The 22,718-nt window shown below is 27.4% G+C and carries 19 protein-coding genes; 8 read left to right on the forward strand and 11 right to left on the reverse strand.

Annotated features, from left to right (window positions below; genetic code table 11):
- Positions 1-12: 12 nt before the first annotated feature.
- The 7 genes from Q0617_RS04810 to Q0617_RS04840 all read right to left on the reverse strand — a co-directional run bounded on the left by Q0617_RS04810 (position 13) and on the right by Q0617_RS04840 (position 8,397).
- Complete coding sequence (locus Q0617_RS04810) at positions 13-1,071, reverse strand: response regulator (RefSeq protein ID WP_298751072.1); 1,059 nt, start codon at positions 1,069-1,071, stop codon at positions 13-15.
- A 395-nt stretch (positions 1,072-1,466) separates the two neighbouring features.
- Positions 1,467-2,432: a hypothetical protein gene (locus tag Q0617_RS04815; protein ID WP_298751074.1), complete on the reverse strand. Its 966-nt coding sequence runs from the start codon at positions 2,430-2,432 to the stop codon at positions 1,467-1,469.
- Between the two features lie 115 nt (positions 2,433-2,547).
- The gene (locus tag Q0617_RS04820) at positions 2,548-3,783 is read right to left on the reverse strand and encodes a ComEC/Rec2 family competence protein (RefSeq protein ID WP_298751076.1); all 1,236 of its coding nucleotides are present in this window, start codon (positions 3,781-3,783) and stop codon (positions 2,548-2,550) included.
- A 48-nt stretch (positions 3,784-3,831) separates the two neighbouring features.
- Positions 3,832-5,925: a 5-histidylcysteine sulfoxide synthase gene (gene ovoA, locus Q0617_RS04825; RefSeq protein ID WP_298751077.1), complete on the reverse strand. Its 2,094-nt coding sequence runs from the start codon at positions 5,923-5,925 to the stop codon at positions 3,832-3,834.
- Between the two features lie 86 nt (positions 5,926-6,011).
- Positions 6,012-7,082, reverse strand: a complete 1,071-nt coding sequence (locus Q0617_RS04830; protein WP_298751080.1) for an ADP-ribosylglycohydrolase family protein — start codon at positions 7,080-7,082, stop codon at positions 6,012-6,014.
- A gap of 71 nt (positions 7,083-7,153) precedes the next feature.
- Positions 7,154-7,633 carry a ribonuclease E activity regulator RraA gene (rraA, locus tag Q0617_RS04835; protein WP_298751082.1) on the reverse strand — a complete coding sequence of 160 codons (480 nt, stop codon included), beginning with the start codon at positions 7,631-7,633 and terminating at the stop codon, positions 7,154-7,156.
- 71 nt (positions 7,634-7,704) lie between these two features.
- Complete coding sequence (locus Q0617_RS04840; RefSeq protein WP_298751084.1) at positions 7,705-8,397, reverse strand: alpha/beta hydrolase; 693 nt, start codon at positions 8,395-8,397, stop codon at positions 7,705-7,707.
- 99 nt (positions 8,398-8,496) lie between these two features.
- Between Q0617_RS04840 and glmS the strand changes: the two genes are divergently transcribed.
- The 7 genes from glmS to Q0617_RS04875 all read left to right on the forward strand — a co-directional run bounded on the left by glmS (position 8,497) and on the right by Q0617_RS04875 (position 16,222).
- Positions 8,497-8,907, forward strand: a complete 411-nt coding sequence (gene glmS, locus Q0617_RS04845) for a methylaspartate mutase subunit S (RefSeq protein ID WP_298751085.1) — start codon at positions 8,497-8,499, stop codon at positions 8,905-8,907.
- The gene (locus Q0617_RS04850; protein ID WP_298751087.1) at positions 8,904-10,268 is read left to right on the forward strand and encodes a methylaspartate mutase; all 1,365 of its coding nucleotides are present in this window, start codon (positions 8,904-8,906) and stop codon (positions 10,266-10,268) included. The genes glmS and Q0617_RS04850 overlap by 4 nt, the downstream gene beginning before the upstream one ends.
- A complete protein-coding gene (locus Q0617_RS04855) occupies positions 10,265-11,455 on the forward strand; it encodes a glutamate mutase L (RefSeq protein WP_298751089.1) in 1,191 nt (396 codons plus the stop codon). Before Q0617_RS04850 ends, Q0617_RS04855 begins: the two co-directional genes overlap by 4 nt.
- Before the next feature lie 10 nt (positions 11,456-11,465).
- Positions 11,466-13,040 (forward strand): AMP-binding protein, encoded by a 1,575-nt coding sequence (locus Q0617_RS04860; RefSeq protein WP_298751092.1) that lies wholly within the window; start codon positions 11,466-11,468, stop codon positions 13,038-13,040.
- Between the two features lie 102 nt (positions 13,041-13,142).
- On the forward strand, positions 13,143-13,418 hold the full coding sequence (locus Q0617_RS04865; RefSeq protein WP_298751094.1) for a c-type cytochrome: 276 nt from the start codon (positions 13,143-13,145) through the stop codon (positions 13,416-13,418).
- Between the two features lie 147 nt (positions 13,419-13,565).
- A complete protein-coding gene (locus Q0617_RS04870) occupies positions 13,566-13,841 on the forward strand; it encodes a c-type cytochrome (protein WP_298751097.1) in 276 nt (91 codons plus the stop codon).
- A gap of 86 nt (positions 13,842-13,927) precedes the next feature.
- On the forward strand, positions 13,928-16,222 hold the full coding sequence (locus tag Q0617_RS04875) for an EAL domain-containing protein (protein ID WP_298751098.1): 2,295 nt from the start codon (positions 13,928-13,930) through the stop codon (positions 16,220-16,222).
- On the opposite strand, the gene Q0617_RS04880 is transcribed toward Q0617_RS04875, so the two are convergent.
- A complete protein-coding gene (locus tag Q0617_RS04880) occupies positions 16,208-17,050 on the reverse strand; it encodes a GGDEF domain-containing protein (RefSeq protein WP_298751100.1) in 843 nt (280 codons plus the stop codon). The genes Q0617_RS04875 and Q0617_RS04880 overlap by 15 nt on opposite strands.
- Positions 17,051-17,171: 121 nt before the next feature.
- Between Q0617_RS04880 and Q0617_RS04885 the strand changes: the two genes are divergently transcribed.
- Positions 17,172-18,479, forward strand: coding sequence for an SH3 domain-containing C40 family peptidase (locus Q0617_RS04885; protein ID WP_298751102.1), 1,308 nt, complete (start codon positions 17,172-17,174; stop codon positions 18,477-18,479).
- Between the two features lie 4 nt (positions 18,480-18,483).
- On the opposite strand, the gene Q0617_RS04890 is transcribed toward Q0617_RS04885, so the two are convergent.
- From Q0617_RS04890 to rsmH, 3 genes are read right to left on the reverse strand one after another with little or no spacing between them, the layout of a single operon-like run.
- A complete protein-coding gene (locus tag Q0617_RS04890; protein WP_298751104.1) occupies positions 18,484-21,570 on the reverse strand; it encodes an efflux RND transporter permease subunit in 3,087 nt (1,028 codons plus the stop codon).
- Positions 21,567-21,818, reverse strand: coding sequence for a hypothetical protein (locus Q0617_RS04895; protein ID WP_298751106.1), 252 nt, complete (start codon positions 21,816-21,818; stop codon positions 21,567-21,569). Before Q0617_RS04895 ends, Q0617_RS04890 begins: the two co-directional genes overlap by 4 nt.
- A complete protein-coding gene (gene rsmH / locus Q0617_RS04900) occupies positions 21,811-22,713 on the reverse strand; it encodes a 16S rRNA (cytosine(1402)-N(4))-methyltransferase RsmH (protein ID WP_298751108.1) in 903 nt (300 codons plus the stop codon). The genes Q0617_RS04895 and rsmH overlap by 8 nt, the downstream gene beginning before the upstream one ends.
- Positions 22,714-22,718 lie beyond the last annotated feature (5 nt).

Raw genomic sequence — 22,718 nt, forward strand, 5'->3', positions numbered from 1 at the left:
GATTAAAAATATTTACCCGCATAAAACCGATGCTTGGAACTCATCAAATCTTTGTTCTTGAATTTTTAGTTTTTCAAGTAATTTATTATTTCTCTTTTTAGCTTCATATAACTCAAAAACAATCCCTTGTGCACTATTTACACTATCATCAACTTGTTTTTGTAGCTTGGCTGAAAGTGAAGCATAATGTTCTTTCTCTTTTCTTAACTCAGAGTTTGTCTTAAAGTTTTCACTTTTTAATGACATAATATGTTTTTTAAGTGATAGTATCTCTTTTTCATATCTTGTTGTTAAAGTAGAAAACTCAATATATTTTTTAACTTTACCGTTATTGTGGAAAATAGGAAGTATTGTAGAATAGGTGTTGTAAAACTCTCCATCTTTTGTCATCTTTTTACAAAGACCAACCCAAGTTTTACCTTTAGTAAGTAGTTCTTTTATTTCAAAATCGGAAATATCGCTATGATGAAAGATTACTTTATCATTGAAATCTTTTCCAATTATTTCATCTAATCCAAAACCAGAATTTATCAAAAACAGATCATTTGCTGATTCTATTTTAAAGTTTAAATCTAACTCACAAATAATATTATTTGAATCCAATATAGACATAAACTGTCTTAGCTCATTGTTTTTGATTGCAAGCTCTTTTTCATCTTCAATTTTTTTGATTGTATCTGACATTATTTTTAATGTAGTATTCAATTGCATAGGCTTTGCAATATAATTTGTAAGATTAAATTTTATCGCTTTTAATAAAAGATTTATCTCACTAAAGCTTGTAGTAATTAAAATGGGAAGGTTCCAATCTAATTCTCTTATTTTAGATAAGATTTTAATACCACCTAAATCTGGCATATCTACATCTAATAAAACAATATCAATTTCTACTTGATTATTTGCAAATACTTTTTGAGCTTCATCAATATTTTGACAAACCAACACTTTTTTAAAAAAACCTGCAAATATTGAAGAAGCGTTTTCTCTAATATTGTCATCTGCTTCTATATATAAAATAGTTGCTTTTGATAAATAATTTTTATCAAATGTACATTCTAAAGGCTGAGACATAACTAAATCCTTTATTTTAAAAATAATAATTTTATTATAGCATTTTTTATACTTAAAATAAAACTTAAACTATATATAGATAAATATTAAAGATTATTAATAGTAAATTTAAAAAAAAGATAGTAGTAAAAGATGATTTCCATCTATCTTTACAAATGGTGTTACCATTATAAAAATGGTAAGAAGAAGATAAGTAAGATATCTTTTTTAGAATAGTTCATAAGTTTCCCTTTTAATTTTTAAAAGTATAAAAATTTAAAAGTGGCAATTTGGTAGTATTTAATAAAATAGGTTTTATATAAATTTATAGAACTATTTAGCTACTATACTATGCACTTTTTATATCCTTTTTCAATGAATTAGATTTATTATTTAAAGTATCACTATCTAAAAATTTATTCTTTTCTGCTACTTTTTTCATATTCTCTTTGAATAATATCCTGTATATTATATTTTTGCTCACTTATAAAAAATGTTTCTTTATCTAACTTATTACCATAATATTCTCTTAACAAATCCCTTATTTTTGAAGCAGAATCATTAGAAACACTCACATCTCTTTCCACTTTTTCATCAACTGTTTTTGATTTGTACTCTGTTTTTTCAACTTTTTCATCAACAGATTTTGATTTATAGTCTGTATTTTCGTCACTTTTTATATTATTTAAGGGATTAGCTTTATTGTTTGAAGTATAGCTATTTAAAATGCCATCTCTTTCTGATACTCTTTTTTCATATTCTCTTTGGATACTATCTTGTATAACAAATCTTTTTTCCATAACAAGAAATCTTTCTTTATCTAAAGACTCTTCAAAATATTCTCTTTTATCATTAAAATATTCCCTTCCTGTATTATAAGTAGAAAAAAGATATTCAGCTGTTATTTTTTTTTCATAAGCCCAAGGTTTAGGTTCAGATTCACCTAAAAGTTCTCCTGTTTCAGGATCAACCAGCCGAATATCTTTTATATTATCCCACGACTTTACAGTAAAATCAAAAAAACTACTCACATGCCATTCTGCTTTTTCATCAATAGATTTTGAATTATAATCTATCTGTTCATCATTATGTTTTAACTCAAAATCAAATAAAACTTGATTTAGTATTTCATCTTCAGAAGTATTTGCTTTAGTAAATAAGGACAATGCTTTAGCATTTTCATTTGGCATATCTTCTTTAGGATAGAGTCTATTAATATCTTCAGCTGTTAAGTTTTTATATTCATCATAACTTATATCTTTAGGTGATACATCTTTTGCTAATAGACTACTAAATAAAGACTCACTACTATTTTCAACATTACTATTACTAGTTTGAGTTTTATTTGTAGAGTTAACATTATTACTTGCTTCTACTTGCATAATCTCTCCTTTTTATTATATATTTAATATTTTATAATAATTTTTATGTTATTTAATAATAATTTTATGGAAGTTTAATGCATATTATTGTGTTTTTATCTATTTTAAAGAATTGTTATACAAAAAGATAGTAATTAAAACTAAGAAGTAGAACATTTAAAACTATAAATGCCTCTTTTCGTACAATTGCAAGTAAAGAAACTACAATATAACTTACAAAAAACCAAAGTGGTGTTATAACTTCAAAAATTTCAAATTTTAGACCAATAGCATAATTTAAAAAACTATCTAACATACCTCCATATCCAATTAGATGTAAAAACAGTTCAATAGGATAAAAGATAGTAAAAAATATTGTGATAAGTGGAGAAAACAATTGTACAAAAGATGTTGTTCCAAAAAAATAATGCACTATTGGGTTAAAGCTAGCAAAAATCCAGATATTGAAAAATAGAAATAAAAATATCTTATTAAGATTTTGAAAGTATTTTATAAATAAGAATATATAAAATACTCCAATTATTGAGAACCCAAAAGAGATAGAAAATATATACGATGGAAAAAGTACAATTATAAATACAAAAGTAAATAATAGAGTCTCAAAAGAGACAAGCTTTATATTAGCTCTAAGTATAAATACTCCTAAAAACATCATAACAAAGGCTCTTAAAAGAGAGGGAACTAAGTTTGTAAAGATTAAATATAAAAACAAGATACTTAAAGTAATAATCAAAATATCAAATTTTTTGTTTCTATAGGGAAAATATCTATTATGAAAATAGTTATATGGGAAATATAGTATTGAATAAATTATAAAGGACAAAACACCAAGATGGAAGCCTGAAATAGCTATTAAGTGAGATATGGAATAAGTAGCAAAAACATCTCTTAATCTATCATTTGTAGGGATTGCTAAAAATATCGCTTCATATATTTCACTAATATCTTTATCTATATGTTGAGACTTAATTTTATAACTTAAATCTTTTTTGATACTACTTTTATATACTTTAAAAATATTAAAACTTTTAGTGTAAAAACCTTTTAGATACTCTATAAAAGAGACTTTTGATGTAAGTATTGAGATATCTACAAAATCTAGTTTCTCTAAATTTAAGGCTTTAGAAGTGGATGAAAAGAAAGTAAAATTCTCACCTTGGAATTTATAGATATCAAAATCTTCTTTTTCGTATTTATTAAAAACTTGGGCTTGAAGTTTATATATGGAATTTGCAGTAAAAATTTTATAGTTGTTATATTGAAAAAGTAGTGAAATAAAAAGAATGAGTATTAAAATAATACTAAAGAAAAGTAACTCTTTTTTGTCATTTATAAAATTTAATTTTTGCATTATTTATTCTACTAAATAATGTTTTAAATTATTTAGTAGAATATGTTTCTATTTAATTTTTTTCCAAATACTCATTTGAGATATTGTATGTTGATGTTTTCTTGCTGTCTCTTTTATCACAAAAGGAACATCAATAGTATCAAGAAGTTCGAATCTATCACTAAGGTTTTCTTTTAATGTATCTAAAGTTTTTACCTCTTTATTATCTCTAACATATCCACCTAACCAGTTTTGTTTTGGAGTATAGGCTTCAAGCCAAGTATATGGACTTAATAGTACTAAAAGACCATCTTTATTTACTCTATTTGGTATATCATCTAAGAATTTTTGAGGATAATATAACCTATCAATCAAGTTTGAACAAAAAATCAAATCATATGCTGTATAGATATCTTTTAAATTACAAGCATCACCTTGCATAAAGGTAACTCTCTCTTTGATTTCTTCCAAATCAAAATCTTTTAGGGCTACTGTTTTCTCTTCATATAACTCACCTTCTGTTGCTACTTTGAAAGTTAGACTATCATATTTTTTAAGTTTTATTCCTACACTAATAAAGTTAGCACTAAAGTCTATTCCTAATACCTCATCAAATATTTTTCCAAGCTCAAAAGAACTTCTTCCCACACTACAACCTAAATCAAGTGCTTTATCTTTTTTGATATTTTCTAAATAAGGTTTTAACACTTCAACAGAAGTTTTTGGGAAGTTCTTAACACAAAAACTCTCTTCTCCATAATGAAACTCACAATACTGAGAAATCTGTTCATCTGTTTCATATACATTATCGTTTAACCTAGTTCTGTACTCATTTTCACTTTTAACATATCTAAATCCAGCATGTTGGAAAAAATGCTTTCTAAAGGCATATCTTGCACTTCTTAATGTCTCATTTCCTAAACTAATAAATGATCCACCTTTCATTAAAGCATGTCTATCATCAAAAGTAGGAGTTGTAAAGTCATCATATACAGGATGTGTTTCAAATCCATCAAGCGGATACATAGGAGTTATACTCCACTGCCATACATTTCCAATAACATCATAAAACTCACCCATAGGATATTTATCCACTGGTGTTTGATTAAAATACTTTAATCCTATGTTTGCCTCACACTCTTGTGCTTTTACATAATCATTTAATCTATAAAACTCATCTTCACTTGGAAGTCTAACTTCATAACCTAATTCTTCACTCTTATACTTACAAAAAGCTTCTGCTTCATATACGTTTATATCAACAGGATAATTTAAAGGTAACTCTACTACTCTATTTATCTCTCTTAAATAGTATTTATCTTCTTTTTTTATCCAAAATACTGGCATCTTACTTTGTGTAAAGTCTAACCACTTCAATCCATCTTTACTAAAGTAATGTAGTTTGTTATAACCACCCTCTTTTACAAACTCTAAGAACTCACCATTTGATACTAAATACTTACTAGCTTTAAACTCTTTAATATCTGCCTTATGGAAAGCAAACTCATTATCCCATCCATAATACTCTGGTTTATTGTGTTCTTTTTCAAGTAATACTTCTCCACTCTCTACTGCTACTAATTCATTTTGAGGATATGTTTGACTTCCTTCATTATTATAAGTAAATAGTTCATCATCTTTAAAGTATTTTATATCTAGTTCTCTAAGTAGTACAGATGAAGTCTCTATATGTATATTCTCATGTTCTATTCCCATAAGTATAACCCACATAGGAGAATTCCAATTAATAGGAATAGCAAACTCAATAGTATCAATAAGCTCTAATACTAGTGCTTTCACCTCATCCCTATATGCTTTTGTCTCTTCATATGTTGGCCATTGATAATTCTCATCATTTAAATCATCCCAACTCATCTCATCAACACCTATTGCAAATAAGGCTTCATAAGTTTTATTAACTCTTTTACTTGTAATATTTGATACATTTAGTTTATTCATAAAAAAAGTAGCTGTATGTCCAAAATAAAATATTAGGGGATGTCTTAACCTATTTGGTTGCTCTAATATATGCTTTTTATCTTCTAATAAATCAAAGAGCTTTTCATCTAATTCATATGTTTGTAAAAAATATTGTTTTATCTCTTCTCTTTTTTCTTCTACTGTTCCGTTATTTAAATCTATAGTCTTCCAGTTATAATTCATAATTACCTCTATATTTATATCTTGTTATTCTATTTGTATTTAATATATGTTTGTATATATTAAAAGTCATTTCATCTTTTAAAAAATTACGCTTCTATAATATCTGAAAGTTTTTTAGCTAATTCTAAAATCTCATCTTTTTCATTCAATCCATCTATAAATCTTTGTGGAATATTTTTTAATCCAACCTGTGCTCCAACTAGTGCACCTGTCAATATTGATCTAGCTTGATTTTGTCCACCACCATTTAAAGAGTGTAATATTGCACTCTCAAAATCATCATTAAATCTTGCTGCTAAATAATAACTTGCTGGCAATATATGATATATAGCACATGGCATTCCATATACTAATGATACTTTCCAGGCAGGTTCTATTTTTATATCTTTATCATTTGCTGCTTTTGCCATAAATGAAGGAGATAAAAGAGCATCAGGGGAAGCAAATAATCCTATAGTTGAAGGGTCTTTTACTCCATTTTTTGGTGGTTTAAAATCATCTGTAGTAACTGCATAAAAAGGTAATTCACCTTTTTTAACTAATTTCATTAATTTAGTAGATATATTCTCATCTAACTTTTCCCCTTGAATCAACTGTGATAAAACGGCACCATAGGCAACACTCATAGACCCAACTATATCATCAACTTGAGTAATAAATGTATTATGGGAAATACTTTTTGATAGTTTTTTTTGATTGAGGGCATATCTAACTGCAAGGGCAAGTGTTCTCTCTATTGCTTCAGTTGTATCTGCATGACTTCCAACTTTATCCCATGGAAGTTTTTCCTCTACTCTTTGGGTATATACTTTCCTAATAGATTGAGAAGTATAACCCCCTGGTCCATTGTGTGCTGTTCCATCCATTTTTGTAAATAAATCTTCATCAAGTTTTTTACAAAAATCTTCTTGATTGTATTCCCCATTTTCAACAAGAGATTTAATCATAAGCTTTAATATATATCCAGCTTGAGATTGATTCCCTTTTTTTTCATGTTCGTGGTATCTTCCCTTTTTAGGGTCTGTATATGTTGTAATCCACTCACCATAATCTTTATGTTGTTCATCTAAATCATAATACCAATGTGGGCCTAACGCAATTGCGTCACCTATAAATGCCCCTACTATTGCACCTTGTGCTCTATCTTGAATATTCATAATTTCCACCTTTTTAATACTAACTAGTAGCTTATTAACTGATTATACTACTAACTAATATTGATGTCAACCTAAAATAAACTCTCTTTTGATAATATTATTCCATCCCTATCTGCATATACAATATCACCCTCACAAAAATTTACTCCACCAAAAGATATATCGATACCTCTTTCTCCTTGAGTTTCAGGAATATACTTTCTACTGCAAGTTCCTCTTGCATATAGGGCAACTGGTATATCTTTTATCTGAAAGGTATCTCTTACATACCCATTAACTATAATTCCCTCATAATTGTTATTAGCAGCAAACTTCATAAGATTTTCACCGACAACTGCAAAATATTCATCTGATACATCAACTACAACAATTTTACCTTTTCCAGACTCATCCCTGAGTAGTTTAATAAGTTCACTATTATTTCTATCAAGCTTAACAGTAACAACTTCACCATAAACTTTTTCTTTTCCACCATAGTTTTTAAATTCATTATCTAGTAAATAAGTTTTGTCAGGGTGTTGGTCACATAAGTCTGCTGTAAAAAAATCCATTTAGTTTTCCTTTTTTTATTAAGTTTAATATTATCTCAAAACAGTATTAAATTATACTTATCCATATACAATTAAAACCAATCTTTAATCTTAATTGATAACTCTTTTTGTCTTTCAAGTGGTAGCATATGTGTTTTTGCCTCAATTTGCGTAAAGTCAATATTCTTTGCTTTTTTAGAAAACTCTTCCATAAACTCTCTACTTACCATCCTATCTTCCCAAGCATAAAAAAATGATAGTTTTAAATTACTATTTATTAGTTTATCACATAAGTCTTCTCTTATTATTGTTGCCATAAATTGAGAATAAAAAGCCTCTTCACCTATATCAACATACATCTGTAAGAGTAAATCAATCAACTCATCATCATTTTGATTATGTGGTTCAACTAAACTTATGGCTTTTTTTCTACTAAGTCCCTTGAAGCCAAATTTTTTTGTAAACTCAATAGCTTCTCTTCTTTTTTGGGACTCTTTTGCACTTAAGTTTGCTGGAGTACAAGCAACAGCAAGTATTTTATTGACTCTATTTGGATACTTCAATCCAAAATAACAAGCAATATAACCACCTAAGGAAAAACCCAATAGATTAATCACTTGGTCATCGATTCTTTTATCTATAACTTCAACAATCTTATCAAAACTATCTTCTAAAGGAATTTCAAGATGAATAAACTCATAACTATCATCAAAAAGAGGTATTAACCTACTCCACAATTTTTCATTATTCATAAAACCTGGTATTAAATATATTTTTGTTTTCATTAAATCACTTCATCTTTTTACCCTATTCTATCTAATAAAAGTTTTACATACTTTTAGATATCCTTATGCCCTTTATAAAATGAACAAATAGGCAATTAAATGAAAGTAGTAACAGGCGTTGTAGGAAACGATATACACGTTGTAGCAAATAGACTAATTGATCTTTCATTACAAGCAAGAGGATTTGAAGTGTTTAACCTTGGGGTTAATACTTATCTTGAAGAGTTCTTTGATGCTGTAGTAGAAACCAATGCAGATGTACTATTAATCTCTTCTCTAAATGGCGAAGCAGAAGGCTGGTGTAGAGAAGTAAAGATACTTAAATCAAAATATAAAAACTTAGATAATGTAGTTTTTATGATTGGTGGAAACTTAGTAGTTGGAACTGGTGATGCTTCAACTATTGTGCCAAAATTTAAAAACTATGGTTTTGATTTGGTATTTCATCAAGTGGATTTAAATACTGGTTTAGATGAATTAGAAAAATATTTAAAAACGAGAGAATCATGAGTTTATTACAAGAAGAACGAGAGATAATTTTAAGTAATGAATATGTAGAGCATTTTGACTTTGCTGAGGTTGAAGAGTTTGTTAAAAATGCCTCAAAAGACCTATTTATTTCACATAACTTTAGAACAAAAAACAAAATGCTAGTACAACCACGTGGTGGTTTTCCAACATATAACAAAATGTATGCACTGTATGAGTTTTTTGTAGATGCAAATGTTGATGTATTACCTTGTACTATTGATTCAAATACAAGATTAAATGACTATGCAACAGCTAAGAAGATGCTAAGACTCTCTGAAGAGAGTGAAGTTGATATGCTAAATGGTTATCCACTAGTTAACCATGGATATAGAACTACTAGAAAGATGATTACTCATTTTAACAAACCAGTATCACTTAGACATGGAACTCCTGATGCTAGACTATTAATTGAAACAGCAATTGCTTCAGGTATTTTTGAGATAGAAGGTGGTCCTATTACTTATCTTTTACCCTACTCTAAAAACTTTCCATTAGATAAAGCTTTTTTATATTGGAAATATGTTGAAAGAGTTTGTGCTAAATACTCAACATTAAATGAACCAATAAATAGAGAATCATTTGGACCACTAACTGCAACACTAGTTCCTCCATGTATTACTATTGTAATTCAACTTCTTGAGATGCTTTTATCACTTGAAGAAGGGGTTAAATCATTCTCTGTGTCTTTTTCACAAAGTGGAAGTATGAATCAAGATATCGTAACTGGTGCAGTTATAAGAAAACTTGCTAAATATTATGCAAAAGAAATTAATTGTGGAGATGCTGAGGTTCATTTAGTATATCACCAATGGATGGGTGCTTTTCCTATGGATCAAAACTTTGCATCACAACTTATCTCTATGTCAACTGCCATTGCAGCTATGGTTGGAGCTGATAAGATTATCACTAAAACAAAACAAGAGGCTTCAGGAATTCCTACAAAAGAAGCAAATGCTGAAACAGTTGCAAACACACAATATCTTCTTAGAATTCTAAATGGTCTTCCAAATGTGGTTGATACAGAAGAAGAAGAGAATTTAACAGCAGAAGTTAAAGCTATCATGGAAGCTGTGTTTAATGATAGTGCTGACACTTTATGGAGAAAAGTATTTAATAGTATCAAAAATGGAATAATAGATGTACCTTTTTCTCCTCACATTATAAACCATAATGAAATGATTACAATAAGAGATGCAAATAAAAATATCAGAATCATAAAAAGAGGAAGTGTTCCAATTCCTGACAAATGTTTTGAATATGAAAAATCAAAATGTGACCTTAAAAAAGACACTACATCTATAGTAAATGATATTATCCACGATATAGGAATTATGCAATGAGCCAATTAAATAACAAACTACTAATTGATGTAGGAAGTACTTATTTTAAAGTTAGTTCTGCCCAAGGTGTTGAACAGCACTTTAGAGATTTTAATAAAGATATTTATGATGATTTAACTTACAAATGTGGTGATACAATTAAAACTTATGAAAAAGATAATGTTTATATTTGTTCATCTGCAAATGGAGGTTTAAGTACTCTTATTATTGGTGTTACAAACTCTTTTTCACTTAAATATGCTACAAATATTGCCTTTAACTCTGGAATTAATATTATTGATACTGTTTTATACCAAGATATAGAGACCTCTTCAATTCCAAGTGATTTAATAGATGTTGTTATTGTAGTTGGTGGAATAGATTCTGTTTCAAACATCTTTGGAAAAGAGTTATTTGATTATTTAGAAAAAATCAAGTATTCAAATATTGTATATGTGGGAAGTTCAAAAGATAGTGATAATCTTCAAAAACATATAGAAAATCTAGTTGTTTTACCAAATGTAATTGATGATAAACTTCATATTGTAGAAGAGCATTTAAAAGAGTATTTAACAAACCTTTATCAAGCTGATATTATGGGTAAAGAAGATATCAAACACCTTTATGAGATAACATCAAATCAAATATACTCTACTCCATATATAGTTAATAAAACTTTACCATATATTGATACAAAATTTTCAGTTGTGGACCCTTATATTCTTATAGATATTGGAGGAGCTACAACTGATATTCACTACTCTAAAGATTTAGTTGATGATAATTTAGTTACAACAAATGAATATGATAGACTTGTATTTAAAAAACTTGGTGTTTTTAAATCAAAAGAATCATTAATATTTAGTGCCAAAAACAATGAGTTTGTTTATGAACTACTATCACACTTAAAAGTTACAGAAAATATCTTTGATGAACAAAGTGAAAAAGCTTTGAGAATATTAATGCAACTTGCGATATTCTTAGTTTTATGTAAAGTATCACACTATAGAAAAGCCTATGTAAACTTAAAGCTATTATCACTTAATAGTTTAGTTTTAACAGGTGGTATAACAAAAGTTTTATCACAAGAAGAGATTGAAGATATCATCTCATTTTTTTATAAAAAAATTCTAAACTCAAACCATAATCCAAGTGTTGTAATGGATACAAATTACGACATTTGGACTCTTGGTTTAACTCAATATTAAAGGATAAAAGATGTCTATAAATTGTATTAGAAGATTAATTGAAGATGCTGCAATCTCACATCCAAATAAAAATGCTTTAGTCCTAAATGAAAAAAGCCTTACATATAGTGATTTACTTACAAAAGTAAATCAAGTAGCTTTTTATCTAAATGAGTTAGATTTACCAAAAGGAAGTAGAATTGGTATCTATTCAAATAAAGGTATTGAGCAAGTAATTGCCATACTTTCTATTTTATCTACAGATTATGTACTTGTTCCTCTTACAAAGTTACTTAAACCAGAACAAGTGGAATATATAATTAAAGATTGTGATATTAAGTGTATTATTACAGATAAATTAAAACTTGAATCAATAGAAGAGATTAAATTTGATGGTCATATTATCTCTTATGAAACAACGCATAAAGATATACCATCATTTGAAGAGATTTTCAAATACTATAATAAACCATATACATGTCAAATAAATGGTCATGATAATGCAGTTATTACTTACTCATTTGGAATAACAGGAACCCCAAAAGGTATAGTTATCTCACATAGAAACTTAATAGACAGTGCAAGAGTTGTATCTCACTATTTAAGTTTAGAAGAGGATGATGTAATATCTGGAATTTTATTATTTAACTTAGATTATGGTTTAAATCAAATTTTTTGTTCTTTATATAAAAGAGCAACTTTAGCACTACATAGATTTATACTTGCAAGTGACTTTTTCAATCACTTAATTAATGATAATGTTACTGTTATTCCTCTTATGCCTATAAATATCACTCAAATGTTTGATGAAGACTCACACAGACTTCCAAGTGCTGAATTACTAGCTAATGTTAGAATTATCACTTCATCAGGTGGTAATGTGACTCCTAAAATGTTAACTGACGTACAAAAATATTTTACAAGTGCTAAGTTTTTCTCAATGCATGGCTTAACAGAAGCATTTAGATCAACTTACTTAGACCCAAGCCAAATAAACATAAGACCAACTTCAATTGGAAAATCAATTCCTGATGTTGAACTATATGTTATAGATGAAGAAGGAAAAGAGTGTGAACCAAGAGTTGTAGGTGAACTAATTCACAGAGGTGGATATATTTATAAAGGCTTTTGGAATGCTCCTTTAGAAACAGAACAAAGATTCAAATCAATTGATATATTAAAAAATGTAATCAATCTTGAAGGACAGCTAAGGGATGAAGTTGTTGTAAAAACTGGAGATTATGTTTATAAAGATGAAGAGGGATATATCTATTTTGTATCAAGACACGATGATATGATTAAAACAAGAGGATTTAGAGTAAGTCCTTTTGAAGTTGAATCAGTTGTTATAAATAATATACCTCAAATAGAACAGTGTGCAGTATTTTCAATAGATAATCCAGATATTGAAGAAGAGATTGTTTTAGTATATAGTGCAAGAAGTGAATTATCTGCAAAAGAGATAACTTTTGAACTAAAAAAACATCTAGCTTCATATATGATTCCATCTAAAATTGTATATAAGAAATCTTTACCACTAATTCCTAGTGATAAAAATAAAGTCAACAAACAAGAACTAAAAAAAGAGATTTTAGAAACTATCTAATATAGCAATTGCTATATTAGATATCTCACTTTTGACATAAATCAAAGCATAAATTATATTTTTAGATTAAAATTCTTATACAATTTTAAAAAAAGGAATTTTATGAAAAAAATCTTACTTCTTACAACAATCTTAGCATGTGTATCATTTGCTAGTCCATATACAAAATGTGCTGGTTGCCATGGTGCAAATGGTGAAAAAGCGGCGTTAGGTAAATCAAAAATAATAAAAGATATGTCAAAAGCTGATATTGTTGCTTCACTAAAAGGTTATAAAGATGGAACTTATGGTGGTCCAATGAAAGGTCTTATGAAAGGTCAAGTGATGACTTTAAGTGATGCTGACATTAATGCTATTGCAGAACAAATAGGTAAATAATTAAAATAAGAAGAATATCTTCTTATTTTAATAATGTTACCCTTCTCCTCATTTTAGCTCTATTGAATAAATTCTTAAATTAAATAATAAACTTAAAAGTTAAAGTATTATAATATTTTAATGTTCAATTAACATTAAAGGCAAACAATGAAAAAAATTATACTTTTAACTTCAATTCTAGCATGTGCTGCATTTGCAGCTCCATATGATAAATGTGTTGCATGTCATGGGGCAAATGGGGAAAAAGCTGCTATGGGTAAATCTAAAGTACTTAGTGATATGAGTAAAGCGGATATCGTATCTTCTTTAAAAGGTTATCAAGATGGAACTTATGGTGGACCAATGAAAGGTCTTATGAAAGGTCAAGTTACAGGATTAAGTGACGCTGACATTAATGCTATCGCAGAAAAAGTAGGGAAATAGTCTCTCTTTTAAATAAAGTTGATACCTTTTTAAAGGTTTTTCTTGTAATATATTAACAAGAAAATATTCCTAAAAGGGTATCTATTTTGAAATTAAGCTACAAATCTAAATTTTTATTTTTCCATTTATTATCTATCACTATTCTAGTAAGTTTTATCTATATTTTTAACAACTATACAAATGAATCAAATATCCATAATATCACAAATGAAACCCATGAAATAATTTTTCAAAATAAAAATAAATATATACTTGACTATATAAATAATTACAAAAACTCATTAGATGTACTTTCAAGAAATAGACTATTTACAGACTATATAAACAACAAACATGATGAGGAGAATAGTACTCAACTATTCCTCGCTGTACTAAACACTTTGCCATCAACTTTTCAAATAAGATATCTTGATTTAAATGGTAATGAAAAAATAAAGATTAATAAAAATCTTTTTTCAAAAGATACACCTTCAATAATAACCCCAGAAAATAAATTAGAAAATAAAGCATATCGTGACTATTTTAAAACATTTATAGAGTTGAAAAATGGAGAATATGGAGTCTCTAACATAGATTTAAATATAGAAAATGGAAAAATCACAGAACCTAAAATGGCAACAATTAGGGTTGCTAAAGCCATTTTTGATAAAAACAACAATAAAAAAGGCTTTATTGTTATAAATATCTTTTTAGACAACTTCCTAAATAAGTTAAGAGAGAGTGAACTATTCAACATCTTTTTAGTCAATAACAAAGGGCAATTTATTATTGATGATTCTAAAGAACTGGCTATTTACTCAGATAAGTTTAATACTCATTTATTAGAAGATAGAGTTGGAAAAATAACTGCAAAACTTATTTTATCTAAAGAAGAGTATACTAGTGAGACAAAATATGCAAAAAAACTCGACACTTTCAACTCGCAAGAAAATTTAACTTTACTATTTCAATCAAAATTTACTAAAATCGAAGAAAATGCAGAAAATAAAAAATTGCAATTGATGTATATTCTTATATTTATTTCAGTTTTAGCTTTACCTCTTGTTGTACACTTTGCAAGTACTCCTGAAAAACTTGAAGAAAAAATAATTAAACAATTTATTACAGATGGTTTAACAAAGCTGCCTAACTTGGAACATCTTTTAAATGATTTAAAAGAAAAAGAGTTTAAAGACTCTCTAATTGTTCTATTAAATATAACAAATGATAAAAATATCCAAAATATATATGGATTTAATGTCTCAAAAGAACTACTAAAAGAGTGTGCACACTTTTTTACTGAATTTATAAAAAAAGATACTAGATTTTTAAAAGTCTATAAAATAAAACATAATGTCTTTGCCTTTAAATATCTATATAAAGATAAAAATGTATTAAATAAATCATTAAACAAACTTCAAAACTTATTAGAAAAAAAAGAGTTTCTTATTCTTGATAAATATGAGATAAATATTGATACAGCAATTGGAGTTAGTGGAATAGATAGGCTAAATAATGATATAAATGAGTTAAAAGAAGCAGAAATAGCCCTAGATGAAGCATTAGACTTAAATCATGATATTTCTATTTACAATAGTTCTCATATTGAAAATCTTGAAAAACACAAATCAAACCTAGATAAAATAAAAGTAATAAAAGATTCTATTTTAAATAATGATAATGTACTTATTGCATTTCAACCTATATATAATAACTTTCAAGGAAAAGTTGAAAAGTATGAGGTTCTTGTAAGGTTAAAGTATGGAGATAAAATATTCTATCCAGATGAGTTTTTACAAATTGCTAAAAAAATAAAAAAATATAAAGCTTTAACAAAAGTTATTATCAAAAAATCTTTTGAATTTTTTGCTGATAAGGATTTTGAATTTTCAATAAACTTAAGCATGGAAGATATTCTTGATGATGAGATTAGAAAATATCTTTTTGATGAGATTGTTAATCATAATGTTCAAAATAAACTCGTAATTGAGCTTGTTGAAACAGAAGCTATAAATAACTATGATGCTTTTACAAACTTTATAAAAGAGATTAAAAGACTTAATTGTAAAATTGCAATTGATGATTTTGGAAGTGGTTATTCAAATTATGATTATATTATTAAGCTTTCTGATTACATAGACTACCTTAAAATTGATGGAACATTAATTACTGATATTGATACAAATAAAAAAACACAGCTTCTTGTAGGTACTTTAAAATTCTTATGTGATAGTTTAAAAATAAGAACAATTGCAGAGTATGTAGAAAATAAAGAGATATTTGAATTTATTAAAGCTATGAATATAAGTTATTCACAAGGGTACTATATAGGAAAACCTGAGTTTGAATTAACAGTAAATGAAAATATAGAAGAAGGGAAAAAAGATTTAAACTACTTCTAGTCTATCTCTTCCTTTTATTTTTGCTTCATAAACTTTATCATCTGCCATTTTTATAAAATGTTCTACTGACTGTGTTTTATCATAAAAAGAGACTCCCATAGATACAGTAATAGATATCTCTTTTAAAGGATGAAAAATCTTTTGTGATTTTATCTCTTCTCTTAAAATATTAAGTTTTTTAATTAACTCATCTTTTTTCTCAAAACAAAGAATTATAAACTCTTCTCCTCCATATCGATAAGCTTCGCCATTTAGATTATAAACATGTGATTGTATCTTACTTGCCAAAAATTTTAAAACCTTATCTCCCACATCATGTCCAAAATTATCGTTGATTCCTTTAAATCTATCCGCATCAATAAAGACTGCACAAAGCATACTTGAATGTTTTTGCTTTGTAAAAATCTCTAAATCCTCTTCCATTTTTCTTCTATTGTATAAAGATGTTAAGGGATCTTTATTCATCATATCTTTTAAAAGCTCTTTCTCTTTTAAAAGCTCTTCAATTAGATTGTCTTTAAAGTTTTCTATACTGTTAATATTTTTTTGCTCTAAGATTTTTCCTAACTTAAATTCGAACTTATTTAGCTTTGCATTGTAATCTATATCTTTGCACTCTATTTTTATAGAGGGTTTTTCTTCTCCTAAGCCATTAGTTAAAATAAGACTGTCAACTTTTTTTATATCATATCTTATTTTATCCTCTACAATTTTTATATCTAAAAGTTCACTTCTCCAGTATTTATTAATATCCTTTGATAAAACTCTTTGTTTCATGTTTAAGATATCTTCAAAAATCTCTTTTCCAATAGAAATTGTAATTGTCACTTAAGTTTAACCTTTAAAACAGTTTTTAACATAATATAGTATAACAATTTACAAAGACATAAACATCTATTTAAAATGCATTATGTTAGAATCAATAAATTTAAGATTTTATAGGATTTTTATGAAAAAAGTATATTTTATATTTACTATTCTTTTTAGCACTTTTTTATTTTTTGGCTGTGCATCAAAGCAATTAGATACAGAAGTAAATGATTTAAAAATCTATAAACAAGATGCAAAAGAGTACACCTCTACAATGCCAACTTTCAATAAAAACATACAAGAGAAACTAAATAAAGAGTTTGATGAGAGATATTTCAAACCTTGGCATAAAGAAAAATTTAAAGCTAGTATAAAAGATGTAACTTGGCAATTTAAATATAAAAATGACAAAGTTTACGGAGATAATAATAGAGTTATTTCAAAAAAGTGGTTTGAAGAACAAATAAATAACTCAAATTTTGAAAAGTATAATACCTTCTTAAGAAAAGCAATAACAGTTAAAAACTCAAATTTACGGGTTTTTCCAACAAATAGTAAGATTTTTTATAATCCAAGTGTTGCAGGAGAAGGTTTCCCTTTTGATTATAATCAAAACACTGGTATAAAAATAAACTCCCCTATTTTGATCTCACACTTCTCTAAAGATAGAGCTTGGGCATATGTGCTTTCATCTTTTGCAAAAGGCTGGATAGAGGTAAATGACTTAGCTTATGTTGATAATAAAATTATAAACTTTTTTGAAAATCAAAACTATTATGTTGCCATAAAAGACAATTTCCCAATATATAAAAAAGGTATATTTTTAGAATATATAAAACTAGGAACCATATTTCCTGTTAAAAACAATAAAGCAATTACAGTGGGAAGATATGCAAACAACCATGGATATATAAGAGTTGTAGAAATTCCAAGCCTTTATATATCAAAAAAACCTATAGAGCTTAGTGAGAATAATGTATCAAATATAATAAATGAGTTACTAAAAGAGCCTTATGGGTGGGGAGAAGCTTTAAGTCATAGGGATTGTTCTGCATTGACAAAAGATTACTTTGCACCATTTGGCATAAATCTAAAAAGAAACTCTTATGGTCAAACTTTAGATTATAGATATCTTGATATAAGTAGTTTAACAAATAAAAAGAAAAAAGAGTTTATTTTAGAAAATGCCATTCCTTTTTTAACCCTAGCCTATATGAAGGGACATATTATGATTTATATTGGTCAAAAAAACAATGAACCACTATTTTTTCATAATGTTTGGGGAGTAAAAACAAAAGACTTTTTTGGAAATGATGGTAGAAAAATCGTAGGGAAAGCTGTAATTACAACCCTAAATATGGGTGAAGAGGTAGAGGGCTTTGATGATAAAAGAAGTTTAGCCTCAAGATTGCTTGGAATTATAAATGTTACTCAAAAAAAAGAGTAACATTTTATACTTTTCTTAAATAAATAAGCCTATATAACATAGGTACATAATATAGATTTAAAACAGTTGCCCATAATATCCCAAACCCCAAAGAAACAGCCATTGGCTGTAAAATAAGAGCTTGACCAGAAGCGAAAAACATTAAAGTAAATAAACCTAGAATAGTCGTAACTGAAGTTAGTAATATAGGTCTTAGTCTCAAAAGTGCAAAACTTACAAGTTCATCTAAAGATTTTGCTTTTTTAATAAAGTCCATCATAATAATTCCATCATTTACAATAACCCCTGCAAGACCAACTATTCCTATTAAACTTGGCATTGTAATATTAAGTCCTAAAACAAAGTGACCTACAAAAACACCTAAAACTGATAAAGGTATTGTTGATAAAATAATTAAAGATTTTACCAAAGAATCAAACATCCACACTAAAGCAATAAAGATTAGAACAACAGCTATTAATGCTGCTTCTCCCATCTCTTTTTGAACTTTTTCATTCTCTTGTTGCTCACCTTTTATATCAATTGTAACTTTTTGTCTATATTTTTCAATAGTAGGATTTAACATCTCAAAAACTTCAGCTGATGTAGCTCCTCCACCAATTGAACCTGTGATAGATACTATTCTTTCACCATTTTCTTTAAATATCTGAGAATAAGCATTTTTTCTTACAATATCAACTACTTCTTTTAGTAAAACCTTTTCATTTGTATTTGGAACTATTAGTTCAAAGTTATCCAAACTACTTAATAAATCTTTATTTTTACTTTGGAAAACTATATCAACAATTCCAGTATTATCAAACATCTTTGAATATGACCCTTTAAAATAAAAAGGTCTAATAGAAGAGAGTATGTAGTTTTCTGTAAATCCTAAATTTTCTCCATAAGAATTTACTTTAAATTTAAGTTCAATATTCCCCATAATATAATCATCAGCTACATTAGATACCCCTTTTATATCTTTAAGTGCTACTTTTATATTATCAACAGCATCTTTTACACTAACGTTACTTCCACTAATTGATAACTCTAAATCGTTTTTAACAATCCCAGCTTTTGGAACAAAAACTTTTAACTCTTCAAACTCACCAGAACTTATAAATGGTTTTATAAGTTCTCTAAGTTCATTCTCAACTTTTTGGGCAGGTTTTGTTCTTATCATATTTGTATCATCATATTTTGGTGATAAATATGGGTTTATATATTTATCAAAGAGATTTTGTGGTGCTTTTTCATGAAGATTAACAAAGATTTGAAAATAGAACTCCTCATTTTGAGGCTGATTTTTACCATCTAGTTTTAATCCAATAACAGAAGATATAGAGTCAACATCTTTTTCAAAGTCATACTCTTTTAAAATCTTTTGTTCTATTTTTGAAACTAACTCTTCGGTTTGTTCTATTTTTTTACCAACACCAACAGAACCATTTATATATACCTGTGTAGTATCAAACTCAGGCAAGAATTGAAATCTTGAGCCCATGGCAATAAAAACTGTTAACATAATGATTGAAATAACCATTGCAAATAATGAGATGTATCTCTTTTCTAATAGAAAAGATAAAATCTTTTTATAAAACTTTTTATTCCAATCCCAAATTTTATCTGCTTTCTTTTTTTTATCATGAACATTAAAAAGCTGTTTTGAATGTAAGGGTAAAAAGAAAAAAGCTTCAACCAAAGATGAAATAAGTAAAATAGTAATCATAATAGGAAGCACTTTCATAAACTTCCCTACTTCTCCTGTCATAAGTAAAATAGGTAAAAAAGCAAATATTGTTGTAGCAGTTGCTGTTAAAACAGCTGGATAGACTTCAACTGCCCCATCAATAGCTGCAGTTAATCTATCTTTACCCATCTCCATATGTCTATATATATTTTCACCTACAACAATAGCTTCATCAACAAGCATTCCTAAAGCAATCAGTGCACCTAGTAAGGAAAGCATATTTAAACTATATCCCATAGCCTGCGCACTAATAAGTCCTATCATAAAGGAAGTAGGAATTCCTATTGCAATTACAGCAGCAATTCTTACATTAATAAAGAAAAATAGTGCTATAAAAAGTAAACAAAGTCCAAAAAGTATATTTGATACAACAGTATTTAATCTATTCTTTATCCAAACAGAAGTGTCTGTATGGGTTGCAAAATTTAAATCAGGATATTTTTTTTCATACTCTTTTAGCATGGTTTTTATATTTTTAACTAATTCAATAGCATCGCCCGTTTCACTTTTATTTACTCCAACAGAAACATCTTTATTTCCATTAAAATGTGAGATACTATTTACATCAGCTAATTTATAAGTAATATTTGCAATATCTTTTAGATAAATTTTCTGGTTTGAGAGCTTTAAAATTGTATTTTGGATATTTTTAATCTCTTTTTCACCATTAAAAGTACTTAGATAATAGTGCCTTGTACTATCTTTTATAATACCTGCAGGAAAAATCGAACTTAAGCCTTCTACAGTGGTAATTACTTCTTGTAAATTAAGTCCATAGGCTAAGATTTTTCTTTCATCAAATTTTATAAGTAACTCTTTGTCACTATCTCCCCAAATAGAGATATTGCTTAAGTCTCCCATTTTAGAAAGTGATGCTTTTAATTCATTTGCCACGTCAAGTAGTTGAGTTTTTGGTTTATCTTCCCCATAAACTACAACTGTAATAAGTGGTATTGCATGAACAAGCTCTTTTACTGTTGGTTCATCCATATCTGAGGGAAAATTTGTTTTTGTTTTTGTAATTATATCTTTTACATCATCAATAATATCTTCTGCTTTAAAACCTCTTTTTAGCTTTATATTTATAGTAAAATATCCATTTTTTATTACAGAAGTAATATCAGAAGCTTCATCTAAAGATGTTAATTCATCTTCTAAATCTTCAACTGCCATTTTATCAAGTAAATCCGAACTAGCTCCAACATAAGAGCCATTTATTACAACAGAATCCAAAACAGCAGGAGGAAATATCTCTTTTGGAATTTTGTTATATGCAAATACTGCTAGAATTAATAAAAAAAGTAAAAGAAGATGATTTAAAATTGGTTTTCTAAGTCCAAACTCTATTATATACTTAATCATTTATTTTCCAAGCTATTTATCAAAAGAGAATCTATAATTTGGTTTTTAAACTTCATATCTTCAAGTTGTTGCTGTAAGAACCTATTCTCTTCTTTTAGTGAGATATAGTTGGCATACAATTTATTGATATCTTTACTAATATAATAGATATTATTAGCTAAATATATTTTTGGGAAAAACAGTACTAATGATATAGTAAGTGTTGATAAAACAATTACAATTGAATTTTTTGCATTTAATCTAATCAAATTTAAAAACCCTCAATTTTGAACTTCTACTTCGTGGATTAGTTTTTATCTCTTCATTTGTTGGAATTATAGGCTTTTTCGTAATAATTTTCCCTAAAGCATTGTCATTACCACAAGTACATCTCATAACATCACTTGGACAAATACAGTTTTTACTCCATTTTTTAAAATAGTTTTTCACAATTCTATCTTCTAGGGAGTGAAAAGAGATAATTGCTACCAAACAATTTGTAGGTCTGTTTTGTTCAATTGAATCAAAAAGTCTTTCTAATACACCTAACTCATCATTAACTTCTATTCTAATACCTTGAAAAGGTAGCGTAGCAGGATGAAGTTTTCCTTTATGCATATTTTTAGATATAAAAGTAGATAACTCTTTTGCACTAGAAAATGGTCTATTATTCACTACTAATGAAGCAACTTTTTTATACTCTTTTACCTCTCCACACTCCTTAAAGACTCGCTCTAATTCACTTTGAGAATAGTTATTTACTACAAATGCTGCATCCAATGTTTGTTCTTGATTCATTCTCATATCTAAAGAATCACTATCAAAACCAAAACCTCTCTCTTGTTTGTCTAGTTGCAAAGAAGAGACTCCAATATCTGCTAATATCCCTTGAATATCAAACTCTTTGAAACTCTTTAAAACTGTTTCAAAGTTTCCTTTATTGAAAGTAACCCTATTTAAAAAAGGTTCTAATCTCTTTTTAGAAAACTCTAAAGCTTCACTATCTTGGTCATTACATATTAACTTTACATTTGAATTTTGTTTTAATAGCCCTTCTGAGTGACCTGCATAACCTAAAGTACAATCTAGTATATACCCATTGTTGATATTTTCGAAGACTTCTAGTGTCTCTTTGTATAATACAGGTATATGTGGGATATTCATTAAAA

The organism is uncultured Arcobacter sp., assembly GCF_937982575.1.
In the GTDB taxonomy this organism is placed as follows: Bacteria; Campylobacterota; Campylobacteria; order Campylobacterales; family Arcobacteraceae; genus Arcobacter.